This is a genomic window from Kitasatospora sp. NPDC088742 (assembly GCF_055584905.1).
Map to the genome: position 1 here is coordinate 1 of NZ_JBVJLD010000072.1, position 12,754 is coordinate 12,754.

At 73.9% G+C, this 12,754-nt stretch carries 11 protein-coding genes; 6 read left to right on the forward strand and 5 right to left on the reverse strand.

The window, feature by feature from the left end:
* Window positions 1–434: 434 nt before the first annotated feature.
* Entirely contained in the window at window positions 435–1,028 is a 594-nt protein-coding gene (locus ACZ6ZR_RS35740; protein WP_465649713.1) for a DUF4291 domain-containing protein, read from the forward strand.
* 22 nt (window positions 1,029–1,050) lie between these two features.
* On the opposite strand, the gene ACZ6ZR_RS35745 is transcribed toward ACZ6ZR_RS35740, so the two are convergent.
* Both ACZ6ZR_RS35745 and ACZ6ZR_RS35750 read right to left on the reverse strand, forming a co-directional pair.
* Window positions 1,051–2,058, reverse strand: a complete 1,008-nt coding sequence (locus ACZ6ZR_RS35745; RefSeq protein WP_465649715.1) for a DUF2199 domain-containing protein — start codon at window positions 2,056–2,058, stop codon at window positions 1,051–1,053.
* Window positions 2,059–2,150: 92 nt separating this feature from the next.
* Window positions 2,151–2,816, reverse strand: coding sequence for an O-methyltransferase (locus tag ACZ6ZR_RS35750; RefSeq protein WP_465649717.1), 666 nt, complete (start codon window positions 2,814–2,816; stop codon window positions 2,151–2,153).
* A 90-nt stretch (window positions 2,817–2,906) separates the two neighbouring features.
* Between ACZ6ZR_RS35750 and ACZ6ZR_RS35755 the strand changes: the two genes are divergently transcribed.
* Window positions 2,907–3,773, forward strand: a complete 867-nt coding sequence (locus ACZ6ZR_RS35755; RefSeq protein WP_465649719.1) for an NAD-dependent protein deacetylase — start codon at window positions 2,907–2,909, stop codon at window positions 3,771–3,773.
* Between the two features lie 170 nt (window positions 3,774–3,943).
* The gene (locus tag ACZ6ZR_RS35760; protein WP_465649721.1) at window positions 3,944–4,738 is read left to right on the forward strand and encodes a hypothetical protein; all 795 of its coding nucleotides are present in this window, start codon (window positions 3,944–3,946) and stop codon (window positions 4,736–4,738) included.
* 15 nt (window positions 4,739–4,753) lie between these two features.
* Here ACZ6ZR_RS35760 and ACZ6ZR_RS35765 read toward each other — a convergent pair whose 3' ends face one another.
* Window positions 4,754–4,951, reverse strand: a complete 198-nt coding sequence (locus ACZ6ZR_RS35765; protein WP_465649722.1) for a hypothetical protein — start codon at window positions 4,949–4,951, stop codon at window positions 4,754–4,756.
* 274 nt (window positions 4,952–5,225) lie between these two features.
* Between ACZ6ZR_RS35765 and ACZ6ZR_RS35770 the strand changes: the two genes are divergently transcribed.
* The gene (locus ACZ6ZR_RS35770) at window positions 5,226–6,989 is read left to right on the forward strand and encodes an ABC transporter ATP-binding protein (protein ID WP_465649724.1); all 1,764 of its coding nucleotides are present in this window, start codon (window positions 5,226–5,228) and stop codon (window positions 6,987–6,989) included.
* A 191-nt stretch (window positions 6,990–7,180) separates the two neighbouring features.
* A complete protein-coding gene (locus tag ACZ6ZR_RS35775; RefSeq protein WP_465649726.1) occupies window positions 7,181–9,907 on the forward strand; it encodes a M4 family metallopeptidase in 2,727 nt (908 codons plus the stop codon).
* Between the two features lie 49 nt (window positions 9,908–9,956).
* Here the strand turns inward: ACZ6ZR_RS35775 and ACZ6ZR_RS35780 are convergent, their stop codons facing one another.
* Together ACZ6ZR_RS35780 and ACZ6ZR_RS35785 are read right to left on the reverse strand one after the other, a co-directional pair.
* Window positions 9,957–10,967: a LacI family DNA-binding transcriptional regulator gene (locus tag ACZ6ZR_RS35780; protein ID WP_465649728.1), complete on the reverse strand. Its 1,011-nt coding sequence runs from the start codon at window positions 10,965–10,967 to the stop codon at window positions 9,957–9,959.
* 31 nt (window positions 10,968–10,998) lie between these two features.
* A complete protein-coding gene (locus ACZ6ZR_RS35785; protein ID WP_465649730.1) occupies window positions 10,999–11,628 on the reverse strand; it encodes a GDSL-type esterase/lipase family protein in 630 nt (209 codons plus the stop codon).
* A 178-nt stretch (window positions 11,629–11,806) separates the two neighbouring features.
* On the opposite strand from ACZ6ZR_RS35785, the gene ACZ6ZR_RS35790 reads away from it, so the two are divergent.
* Window positions 11,807–12,745 carry an ROK family protein gene (locus ACZ6ZR_RS35790; protein ID WP_465649732.1) on the forward strand — a complete coding sequence of 313 codons (939 nt, stop codon included), beginning with the start codon at window positions 11,807–11,809 and terminating at the stop codon, window positions 12,743–12,745.
* Window positions 12,746–12,754: the final 9 nt, after the last annotated feature.

Sequence of the window (12,754 nt, forward strand, 5' to 3'; positions counted from 1 at the left end):
CGCTGTTGAGTTCTCAAGGAACGGTCACTTCCTTCAGGCCGCCTTCCAGCGGGCCCTCCGGGCGCTTCGTTCTTTCGTGTTTCAAGCTTATCAGACGCTTTCGTCCGACCCGCTCTCGTCTTTCGCGACCTCACGGCCTCTCCGACGTTTCAAACCTTAGCCGATCCCCGCCCCGAAAAGCGAATCCAGCCGCAATCCATATAAACGCACACGACAAATAGACCCAGCCCGCAAAAAAGCACGAACCAGCTCAGATCAGAAGAGGTGTTCCAAGGATTGGCCGCCCCGGGACCGTCCACACAGAACGCGTGTCCGGTGCTCCCTGCCGAGCGACTAGAGAACACTACGCCCGTCTCTTCCCGAAGGCAAACGCCCAGGCCTGCTCCCCGAAAATGGTTCGCCCGTTCGGCCCCACGGGTCGCATCCTCCTCACCATGGACGAACCGAAGCACCGCATCCGTGCCCTGCACACCGCTGAGACCGTCACCGTCTACCAGGCGTACCGCCCGGAGATCGGGTTGGCGGCGGCACGCGACGGGCGCTTCCCCTCCGCTTGGAGCCGGAGTCGGATGACGTGGATCAAGCCGTCGTTCCTCTGGATGATGTACCGCTGCGGTTGGGGAGAGAAGGAAGGACAGGAGACCGTGCTCGCGGTCGAGGTCTCCCGGGCCGGCTTCGAGTGGGCGCTGCGGCACGCGTGCCTGTCCCACTACGAGCACGGGCTCCACTCCGACCAGGCGTCCTGGAAGCGAGAGCTCAAGCGGGCGCCCGCCCGGGTCCAGTGGGATCCGGAACGGGACCTGCACCTCAAGCCCCTGCCGTACCGCTCGCTCCAGCTCGGCCTCGCCGGGGAGGCGACGGAGCGCTACGCGGACGAGTGGACGGTGTCGATCACGGACGTGACCCCGCTCGCGCACCAGGTCCACGCACTGGTGCGGAGCGGCGACCTGGACGCGGCGGCGGCGTTGCTTCCGCAGGAGCGGCCGTACCCGGCCGGACCGGAGCTGCTGGCGCACCTCGGGGCGTGACGGCGGGTCAGCCGACGCCTGGTCAGGAGTGGGCGTGCTCCGCCGCGGGTTGGGAGGGGTCGTACGGGAGGGCCCAGGCGCGTTCGCCGGTGAGGATCTCGGACGGCGGCCAGGTGCTCCGGAGGACGGTGGTGACCGCGGGGGCGGAGCTGTTGAGGACCTTCGGGGTCCGGAGCTCCTCGCCGTGGCGCGGGGAGGAGATGGTGACCGGGGCGGCGAGGACGGTGGCGCCCCATGGGGCGAGGGCGGTGGCGAGCCGTCCCTCGAAGGTCGCGTCCGTGGCGGAGGTGCCGTGGACGGCGTCGGCGAAGCGGGTGTAGGTGTCCGCGTCGACCGAGATCCAGACGCCGAAGCTGACGGTCCGTCCGTCGGTGAGCCGGACTCGGAGCAGGGCGCGGACGAAGCCGCCGAGGGTGCGGGTGAGCACGGTCTGCTCGGAGCGGAAGGTGACGACCCGTTCCTGCTCCTCCTCCGGGAGGGCCGCGACCGGGTCGGGGAGGGTGTGGTCGAAGGCGGGCGCCGCCGTCCCGAGCGGGTCGCCGCAGCTTCCGCAGGCCGGGGTGCCGGCCGCGGATTCGTCGTCGTCGTCCTCGTCCGCCGACGGCCCCTGTACCGCGACCCGGGCCTTCTCGGCGGCCGCGTCCGGGGCCCGGACGGCCAGGTAGGCGAGGTCCTCGTGCCAGGCCTCCGGCGTGAGGCGGACGACCAGGCTGCCGGGGACGGCCGGGTCGGGCACCGGCAGGGCGTCGATGGCGCCGTCGGCCTTGAGCATGCCGAACACGCCCATCCGCCCCAACTGCGTGTCGCCGTAAGGCTGGGCCCGCACGTAGGCGCCGACGTCCACCGCCTCGCCGACCGAGTCGCTGCGGCGGAACAGCTCCTCGCGCAGCATCCCGGCGTGGTAGCGGGTCCGCTGCGTGCGCTTGTCACCGTAGAGCCGACGTCTCAGGTAGAGACCGAGCACGATGCCGATCGGTGCTCCGATGGCGGTCCCGACGATGAGTACGTCGAGCAGGTCAGAATCGGTCATGGTCCGTTCCCCGTCCCCCGTGGTTGTCGGGCGGGAGCGTAGTGAGGACGGGGGCGTCCTGTCGATCGCGAGTTCGACAGGACGCCCGGCGGTCAGGCGGTGACCACGGCCAGGACGAAGCCGTCGTAGCCCTTGGAGCCGACGGTCTGGAGGGCGGTGGCGGTGAGGCGGGGGTGGGCGGCGATCTGCTCGGTGAAGGTGCGGACGCCCTGGACCCGGGGGTCGTCGGAGGCCGGGTCGGTGACGGCGCCGTCGCGGACGACGTTGTCGCCGATGATCAGGCTGCCGGGGCGGGTGAGGCGCAGGGCCCAGTCCAGGTAGGCGGGGTTGGAGGGCTTGTCGGCGTCGATGAAGACCAGGTCGAAGGGGCCGTGGCCCTCGGCGGCGAGCTGCGGGAGGGTGTCGAGGGCGGGGCCCTGGCGGAGTTCGACGCGGTCGGTGAGGCCGGCCCGGGTGAGGTTGGCGGTGGCCACCTCGGCGCAGCGGGGGTCGGCCTCCAGGGTGACGAGGCGGCCGTCGGCGGGGAGGGCGCGGGCGAGCCAGATGGTGCTGTAGCCGCCGAGGGTGCCGATCTCCAGGACGGTGCGGGCGCCGCTGATCCGGGCCAGCAGGTGGAGCAGCTTGCCCTGGTTGGGGGCGACCTGGTGGGCGGGCAGTCCGGCGTCCTCGCTGTCGGCGACGGCTTCGAGCAGGGCCTCGTCCTCCTCGACCAGGAGGGTGTTGAAGTAGTCGTCGACGGCGGTCCAGGTCTGCTGCATGGTCAGTTCCTTTTCGATACTCACTGCGTGCCCGGCAGAAACGTACTACAACCCGGCCCCGTCCGAACAGGCCGGTCTACCCTGGGCGGCATGGCTGAGCCGGTGATCGCGGCGGAACCGTCCGTCGGTGTGGAGGCCCTGGCCCGATTGGTCGCCGGGCGGGGCGTGGTGGTGCTGAGCGGCGCGGGGCTGTCGACCGAGTCGGGGATCCCGGACTACCGGGGCGAGACCGGCAGCCGTCGGCGCGGCTCGCCGATGACGTATCAGGAGTTCACCGGGAGCGAGGCGGCCCGCCGTCGCTACTGGGCCCGCAGCCACGCCGGTTGGCGGACCATCGCCCGGGCCGAGCCGAACGCCGGGCACCGCGCGGTGGAGCGACTGCGCCGCTCGGGCCACGTCTCCGCCGTGATCACCCAGAACGTGGACGGCCTGCACCGGGCGGCCGGCACCCGGGGCGCGGTGGAGCTGCACGGCGGGCTGGACAGGGTGGTCTGCCTGACCTGCCGTCACCTCAGCCCGCGGGCCGAGCTGGACCGGCGGCTGACCGAGCTGAACGGGGCGTTCGCGGACCCGGGCGCGGACACCCAGGCCGACGGCGACGCCGTCCTGCCGGACGCGGTGGTGGCGGGCTTCCGGGTGGCGCCGTGCACGCGGTGCGGCGGAGTGCTCAAGCCGGACGTGGTGTTCTTCGGCGAGAGCGTGCCCAAGCCCCGGGTGGAGCGCTCCTTCGACCTGGTGGCGGCCGGGCAGGTGCTGCTGGTGCTCGGCTCCTCCCTGACCGTCATGTCCGGCCTGCGGTTCGTCCGGCGGGCCGCCAAGGACGGCACCCCGGTCGTGATCGTCAACCAGGGTCCCACCCGCGGCGACGAGTTGGCCACCGCCCGGCTCGGACTCCCGCTCGGCCCGGCCCTCACCGAACTGGCCGACCTGGTCGGCGGCCCGGCCCCCGCCCTCTGACCGTTCGGACACCCGGACCTGCCCGATCGGGCAGTCCTGTCCGGCAGCCCGGATCCCTCCGCCTCGCCCCGTTACCTGAGCCGTCCCGCGCCACGTCCTGATGGGCAACACCGCCACCGGGCGGTCTGCATGGCCGGCATGCGACGACGACAACGGAAGGTCCAACGAAGATGAACGCGCTCCCGTCCGACACGCCTCGCGACGAACTGGCGACGATCGACCTCACCCCGTCCGGCACCGACACCCACTGGGGGCGGCGGGCACGGCGGTCCCGCCGCGGCCGCCTCGCCGGTGGCGTGGCGGCCACCACGCTCGCCGTCGCCGGCCTGGCGGCGCTGCTCGGCGGGAACCTCCAGCCGGCCGGCGCCACCACCGGCGCGGGGGCCGGCCCGGCACAGCTGGCCCCGGCCGCCAAGCCCACCGCGAGCCCCAGCGCCACCCCCTCGGCGGACGCCGGCCTGGTGCCGCTGACCGGCCGCGCGCTGCTCGGCCGGATCCTGGACGCGCTTCCGCCGTCCGTCCCGACCAGCGGCTACGCGGCCCAGACGGCCTACGTCGACGAGGGGGCGAACGAGACCGTCGCCCAGGTCTACCTGACCACCCCGAAGGGCACCGGCATGCTCCGGGCCTTCGTCAGCTCCGCCAGCCCGGACAAGGTCTGCGACGCGCAGAGCGCCTGCCGGGTGGACGGGCGGGGCAACAAGTACACGGTCAGTCACATGGCCGGCAACTGCGTCCAGGACACCGTGATCTGGATGGTGCACACCAACGGCACCGCCGTTCAGCTGAACCTGGCCAGCTGCCTGGCCTGGGACGGCACCGCCAACAAGCCGGGCGTCCTGCCGCTGACCGAGGAGGAGGCGGTCCGGCTGGCCGGTGACCCGGGCATCCGGAACCTGATCACCCCGGCGGCCCGGGACGCCGCCCAGGCCCGCTTCCCGCAGGTGCCGCGCCTGTCCAGCTGACGGCTGGTCGGGGCGTCAGACGCCGGAGATGCCGCTCAGCATGCCGATGCTGCCGCCGACCGGGGTGGGCGGCTGCTGGTAGATCGCGACCGCCTGTCCGAACCGGTCCGGCTCCTGCCGGTGCGCCTCGGGGTAGTCGAACTGCCGGTCCCGCGGACGGCCCATGACGAGCCGTCGGACGGCGGATCTGGTGGTGCTGAGGATGCGGTTCACTGCTGGCCCCCGTGCGTTCCTGTGTTGGCGGGGCCCGACCGGTTCGGGCCCCGCCTTCCACGGTAGGGCCGCCGGGGTGCCGTGGGCAGGTCCGGCGGCACGGAACTGTCCGCCGTTCCGAACGGCGATGCGGAGCGGACGAGTTCAGGAAGTTCAGCGAGGCCTCCAGGGGTGGCCCGGGGCCTGACCACGGAGTGGGACGGGGCTGACCGATCGGGTGCGGCTTGGCACACTGCTCACCAACCCCCACACCACCCCCTCCGCTGGAGCCTCCATGGCACTGCCCCAGGGCGCACTCGGCCACCGCTACCAGGGCGAGCACCCGCTCCGGACCCTGCTCTTCCTGATCCGTCCCGACCGCGCCCGCGCGGCCCTGGCCGTGCTGGTCTTCCTCGCCAAGCACTCGCCGATCTGGCTGCTGCCGCTGGTCACCGCCAACGTCCTGGACGTGGTGGTCGACCACCGTCCGCTGGCCGAACTCTGGTGGAACACCGGCCTGTTGCTGGTGATCCTGGCGCTCAACCTCCCGCTCCACCTGCTCTACGTGCACTGGATGCACGGCACCATCCGCCGGATGGGCACCCGGTTGCGCAGCGGGCTCTGCCACCGGATGCAGCAGCTGTCGATCGGCTTCCACGCCCGGGTCACCGCCGGGGCGCTCCAGTCCAAGGTGATCCGGGACGTGGAGAACATCGAGAACGCCGCCCAGCAGACCGCCGACAACGGGCTGGCCGCCTTCGCCACCCTGCTCGGCGCGCTGGCCGTGATCGGCTGGAAGGCGCCCGCCTTCCTCCCCGTCTTCCTGGTGCTGGTGCCGGCCGCCGCCTACCTGGTGACCAGGCTGCGCACCCGGCTGAACGACCAGAACGAGTCCTTCCGCCGCGAGGTCGAGCAACTCGCGGGCCGGGTGGGCGAGATGACCACCCTGATCCCGGTCACCCGGGCGCACGGTCTGGAGCGCACCGCGCTGCGCCGGATGGACCGCACGCTGGACCGGGTGCTCCACGCGGGCCTGCGGCTGGACCTGCTGAACGGCCGCTTCGGCGCGCTCTCCTGGATCCTGCTGAACGCGATCGGCGTCGGCTGCCTGGCCGGGGCGGCGGTGGCCGCGTACCAGGGCTGGTGGGGCGTCACCCCCGGCGCCGTGGTGATGCTCAGCGCCTACTTCTCCTCCCTGACCGGCTCCGTCACCGGCCTGCTGGCGCTCGCCCCGCAGTTGGGCAAGGGCTTCGCCTCGATCCGCTCGGCCGGGGAGCTCCTCCAGGCGCCCGACCTGGAGGAGAACGCCGGCAAGGCGGAGGTCACCGCCGTCCGCGGCCGGGTCGACTTCCGCGGGGTGACGCTGCGTCACCCGGGCGCGGACCGGCCGGCCGTGGAGGGGCTGGACCTGAGCGTGCGCGCCGGGGAGACCATCGCCCTGGTCGGCGGCTCCGGCGCCGGCAAGTCCACCGTGCTCAACCTGGTGATCGGCTTCCTGCGGCCCACCGAGGGCCGGATCCTGCTGGACGGCACCGACATGGAGACCCTCGACCTGCGCAGCTACCGCCGCTTCCTGTCGGTGGTCCCGCAGGAGCCGGTGCTCTTCGACGGCACCGTCCGGGAGAACGTCGCCTACGGCCTGCGGGACGTCCCGGAGGAGGTGCTCGACACGGCGCTGCGGGACGCCAACGCGTCGGAGTTCATCGACCGGCTGCCGCAGGGCAAGGACACCCTGCTCGGCGAGCGGGGCGTACGGCTCTCCGGTGGGCAGAAGCAGCGGCTGGCCATCGCCCGCGCGCTGGTGCGCGACCCCCGGGTGCTGGTCCTGGACGAGGCGACCTCGGCGCTGGACCCGCGGTCGGAGGCGCTGGTGCAGCGGGCGATGGCCGAGCTGGTGAAGGGCCGTACGGTCTTCGTGGTCGCGCACCGGCTCTCCACCATCCGGGCGGCGGACCGGATCGCGGTGCTGGAGCACGGGCGGCTGGTCGAGCTGGGCAGCCACGCCGAGCTGATCGCGGCCGGCGACGGCGCGTACCGGGCGCTGCACGCGGCTTCCTGACGGACTCTCAGCGCGGGGCGACCATTCATCTACATATGCAGTCCATCGACATATGTCGTGTGATGATCTATGGTGATCCGCACGGCGGGCGGCCGGCTCCGGAGGACGGACGAGCCGTGGGGTGGGCGCCCGCCGCTCACGCACGGTCCGGCGTACCGCCGGACCGGCCCGGCACCCGTGGGAGGACCGCAGTGCATCACCGTTTCCGTACGCCCGGCCCCAGCCTGCTCGGCGTGGCCGTCGCCACCGCACTCGCCCTCGGCCTGAGCGCCCCACCGGCACTCGCCGGAGCCACCGCCGAGACCGACCCGCTGCCCGCGCTGGTCGCCGGTACCGACACCGCCGCCCCCCAGCTGGTCACCGGCCTCACCGACCCGGCCCCCGGCACCGACCCCGCCGCCGCGGCCCGCGCCCACCTGACGGCCCACCAGGACCGCTACCAGGTCGACCCCGGGCAGCTCACCGACGCCGGCACCGAACGCGCCGCCGACGGCCGACGCACCGTCAGGTTCGAGCAGCGCCACGGCGGCGTACCCGTCCTCGGCGCCCGCTACCTCGTCCACCTGACCGGCGACGGCGCCGGACAGCAGGTCGAGTCCGTCGGCGGAAAGTACTTCACCGGCCTCACCGCCCCCACCACCCAGACCGTCCCGGACGAGGTACTGCGCCGACTCGCCGTCGAGTCGGTCAGCACACCGGCGGCAAACCCGGGCGCCACCGCCGAGGACCACGGCCTGGTCGTCCTGCCCGGCGGCAGCGGCCGCCTCGCCCGCCACTTCACCGTCCACGCGACCGGCCCGAGGACCGGCGGTGCACCGGCCCGTGAGGTCTACGTCGGTGCCACCACCGGCACGATCGACCTCTCGTACCCGGCGAGCACCGCAGTCGTCTCGGCGGCCACCGCCCCGACGCCGGGCGCCGTACCTGCCACCGTGCCCGACACCGGGACCGCCACGGACCTCTCCGGCCGCACCCGGACGGTGAACACCGGCCGCCTGCCGGACGGCAGTCACCAACTCGTCGACCTCACCCGGCCCGCCACCATCACCACCTACGACGCGGGCGGGCGGGACTACACCGACTACCAGAGCGGAATCCCCACCGACAGCCTCCCGGCCGGCTCGCCGGGGCCCGCCTTCCCGGCGGCGACCGGCACCAGCGGTGCCACCGACGCCCACCTCAACGCCGGTGCCGTGTACGACTTCTACCGCGACCGCCTGGGCCGCCAAGGCCTCGACGGGAAGAACTCGCCGATCGTCTCGGTCGTCAACACCACGCAGTACGGCGAGCCCCTGGCCAACGCCGCGTGGGACGGCCAGAAGATGATCTACGGAAACGGTGACTCCACCTACCTGCCCTACTCGGCCGCCCTGGACGTCGTCGGCCACGAGATGACCCACGGCGTCGTCAACAGCACCGCGAAGCTGGTGGGCACCGGTCAGCCCGGGGCGATGAACGAGGCGGTGGCCGACTACTTCGGCAACGCCGTCGAGGTGACCGTCCGCGGCATCGCCATGGACGACCCCCGGGCCGGCCTGTACTCGGAGACCCTGTGCCGGACCGGTACCCCGCAGGCCTGCGCGCGGCGCGACCTGGGCGACCGCCGCACCACCGTGGCGGACTTCGTCGGGGACGGGAACGAGGTCGACGGCGGCGGCGTCCACCTCAACGCGACCATCTTCGGCGGCGCGCTCTGGGACATCCGCCGCACCCTGGACCCGCTCACCGCCGACCGCCTGGTCTACCGCGCGCTCACCGAGTACCTCACTCCGCTGGACGACTTCGTCGACGGCCGCAACGCCGTCCTCGCCGCCGGGCACGCGATGAAGCTGACTCGCACACAACTCCGGGACGTCGCAAGGGCATTCGACACCCACGGGATCAAGACCGGCTGGGAGCAGAAGATCGGCCAGGACAGCCGCCGGCTGCTGCCCGACGTGACCCCCGGCTCCGCCGTGGCAGCCGCCGACGGGCACTGGGTGATGGGCATCACGACGGCGGGCAGCAAGGGCAGCCGCCTGTACACCGGCTCCACCACCGGCACCGGTACGCCCGTCGAGCTCAGCCCGGAGGACGGGCGGGCGCACAACCGGCTGGTGGCCACCGACGGCGTCTCCGCCGCGTGGATCGCCTCCGGCGGGAACACTGACGGGCCGCCGGAGTTCGAGGTGCTGTCCCGCTCGCTGACGGGCGGCACCGTCCGCAGCCTGCACCGGTCCTCGGCGCAGTGGCCCACCGAGATCAAGGTCTCCGGTTCCTACGTGGCCGTCCTCGTGAGCGACTTCGCCACCGGCCGGAGCAAGGTCCTGCTGTCCCACGACGGCGCACCGGCCGCCGAGTTCCCGCTGCCCGACGGCCACCGCCTGAGCGGCATCACCCTCAGGGACGGACTCCTCGGCGGCACCGAGTCCTGGAGCACCGCCACGGACGAGGTGTCCGCGCCCACCGTCTACTCCGTCGCGGACGGCCGGCGCACCGCCCAGTACCCGGTCGCCCCGGGCAGTGGCGCCTTCGCCTCCTCCACGGTCCTGGCGGGCGGCCGGCTGCTGTGGGTCGAGACGCCCACCGACCGGACCAAGCGCAGCGCGATCCGCTCGGGCGCCGCCGACGGCTCCGGGGTGACCGACATCCTGCCCGCCACCTCACCGCAGGCGCCCGAGTACACCGAGATCACCGCATCGGACCGGGCCGTCACCTTCAGGGTCCGCGACCTGCTCCCGCCGGCCAACAGCACCAATGCGGGCCTCTCCAAGCTCTGGCAGATCCCGATCACCGGCGGCACGCCGCAACGCGTCTCCTGCAACCGGGGCAGCCAGACCAACGCTGCGGCGGACCAGGGCACCAGGGTGGTCTGGCTCGACTCCACCCGGGGGACCACCGAACTCACCGCCCGCAACCGCCCGGCCGAGGCCTGCTGATCCCGTAGCCGGACCACCGCTCAACCGACGCGCCGCCGCACCGGTGACCTCAGTGCGGCGGCCGTTCGGCCGAGCCGCGCGGGACCAGGCGGGTCGGGAGCTCGGTGCGGCGGGGCGGGGAGCCGTCCCCGGCCAGGCGCCCGAACAGGACGCGGGCGGCGGTGGTGCCGAGGGCCGGCGGGTCCTGGGCGACCACGGAGAGGCCCGGGGTGAGCAGGTCGGCCAGCTCCAGGTCGTCGAAGCCGAGCAGGGCGGGCGGGTGCGGCGGCAGGTGGTGCAGGGCGGCCAGGGTGATCCGGTTGTTGGCGGTGAAGAGGGCGGTGACGGGCTCGGGGCCGGTGGTGAGGCGGGCCACGGCGGCCGCCACCCGGGCCGGGTCGCTCGGGCCGCTCTCGATCCAGCGCTGATCGACCGTCAGCCCGGCGGCGGCCATCGCCTCCCGGTAGCCGCGCAGCCGTTCGGCGGCGGTGTGCAGGTGCGGCTGGTCACCGACGAAGCCGATCCGGCGGTGCCCGTGCCCGATCAGGTGAGCCACGCCCGCCCGGGCGCCGCCCGCGTTGTCGCTGAGCACCGCGTCCGCCTCGATGCCGGCGGCGGGGCGGTCCAGGAAGACCACCGGGGTGCCGGACTCGGTCTCGGGCAGCAGGTACCGGTGGTCGTCCCCGGCCGGGACGACGATCAGCCCGTCCACCCGGCGGGCGCAGAAGGCGAGGGCCAACTCCCGCTCCCGGTCCGGGTCCTCACCGCTGGAGCCGGTGAGGAGCAGGCACCCCTCGGCCCACACCACCTCCTCCACGGCCCGGGTCAGGGCGGAGGAGAACGGGTCGCCGATGTCCTCCAGCAGCAGGGCGACGGAGGCGGTGCGGCCGGTGCGCAGCAGGCGGGCGCTGTCGTTGCGACGGAAGCCGAGCGCGGCGATGGCCGCCCGCACCCGGGCGGCCGTCTCCTCGGTGACCCCGCTCTCGCCGTTGACGACCCGTGAGACGGTCTTCAGTCCGACACCGGCCGCCGCCGCCACGTCCTTCATGGTGGGCCTGGCGGCGACGGGTCGGCTGGTCATACCCGGGAGCATACGACCCGTGCTGCCCGGCTCAGTCGAGCACCAGGGCGGTCCAGGCCTCGGCCAGCAGGCGGTGCCCGGCGGGGGTGGGGTGGACGCCGTCGGCCGCGATGGTGGCGGGGCCGCCGAGGGTGCGGGCCGCCTGGTTGAGCAGTCCGTCGGCGGCGAGCAGCAGGGCGCCGTACTCCTCGGCGAGGCGGCGGACCACCTGGATGCGGGCGTCGAGGTCCGGGCGCCACCCCCACTGGGTGGGGGCGACGGGGAGCAGGAACGGTTCGACCAGCACCAGGCGGGCGGTGGGGTGACGGTCCAGCAGGTCGTCCAGCAGGGCGCGGTAGTGGCCCTCCCAGGGATCGAGCGGGGACTCGATGCCGCCCTCCTGCCACCGCCAGGTGTCGTTCACGCCGATCAGGAGGGAGAGCAGGTCGGGGCGGTGGGCGAGGGTGTCGTCCGCCCAGCGCTCGCGGAGGTCGGTGACGCCGTCGCCGGAGACGCCGCGGTTGAGCAGGGTGGCGTCGGGGTGGGCCGCGCGTAGGGCGGGGGCGGCGAAGGCGGCGTAGCCGTGGCCGAGGTCGGAGGGGGAGGCGGGGTGGCGTCCGGCTCTGGTGATGCTGTCGCCCTGGAAGAGCACGGTCGGGTGCGGTGGCAGGTCGATCGGCATGCGGGCGGGCCTTCCTGACGGTCGGTCGGACGGGGTCAGCCTAGACCGGCCGGGGCCGGTGCGGCAGGCTCCTGGACAACGTTGTCAACGAGGGCGAGAATCACCGGGACCGCACGTCGACCTACCCGCCGACCCGCCCGCCGACCCGCCCGCTGACCCGCACGTGGAGCACCCCGCCATGAACACCCGTCCCTCCGGCTCCCTGCTCGGCGCCATCGACCTCGGCGGCACCAAGATCGCCGGTGGCCTGGTGGACTCCGGCGGCAAGCTGCTGCACCAGGTCCAGCTGCCCACCCCGGCCACCGGCACCGCCGCCGAGATGGCGGCCGCCGTCTCCGCCGTCCTGGACCTGCTGGCCGCGGACCCCCGGTGGACCGAGGTCCGGGCCGTCGGGATCGGCAGCGCGGGCCCGGTCGACATCGAGGCGGGCACCGTCAGCCCCGTCAACATCCCCTCCTGGCGCGCCTTCCCGCTCCGCGCCGAGGTCGCCGCCCACCCGGCGGTGGCCGGACGTCCCGTCGTCCTCGGCGGGGACGCGGTGGCGATGACCGCCGCCGAACACTGGCGCGGCGCCGCCCGCCCCTACCGGGACGTGCTCTGCCTGGTGGTCTCCACCGGGGTCGGCGCCGGGTTGGTGATCGGGGGTCGGCTGCACACCGGGCGCACCGGCAACGCGGGCCACCTCGGCCACATCACCGTCGACTTCGACGGACGCCCCTGCCCCTGCGGCTCCCGCGGCTGCCTGGAGGGCCTGGCCAGCGGCACCGCCATCGCCCGCACCGCCGCCGAATCCGGCTGGCACTCCCCCGACGGCGACACCTCCGCCTCCGCCGTCGCCACCGCCGCCCGGGCCGGCGACCCGCTCGCCCTGGCCGCCTTCGACACCGCCGCCCGCGCCCTCGCCGCCGGCATCGCCGCCACCGCCACCCTCCTCGACCTCGACGCCGCCGTCATCGGCGGCGGCGTCGCCCAGGCCGGCGACCTCCTCTTCACCCCCCTCCGCCGCCACTTCGCCACCTACGCCGCCCTCCCCTTCGCCGCCCGCACCGTCCTCCTCCCCGCCGAACTCGGCACGGACGCGGGCCTGATCGGCGCAGCGGCCCTGGCCCGGGGCTGATCGGTACCC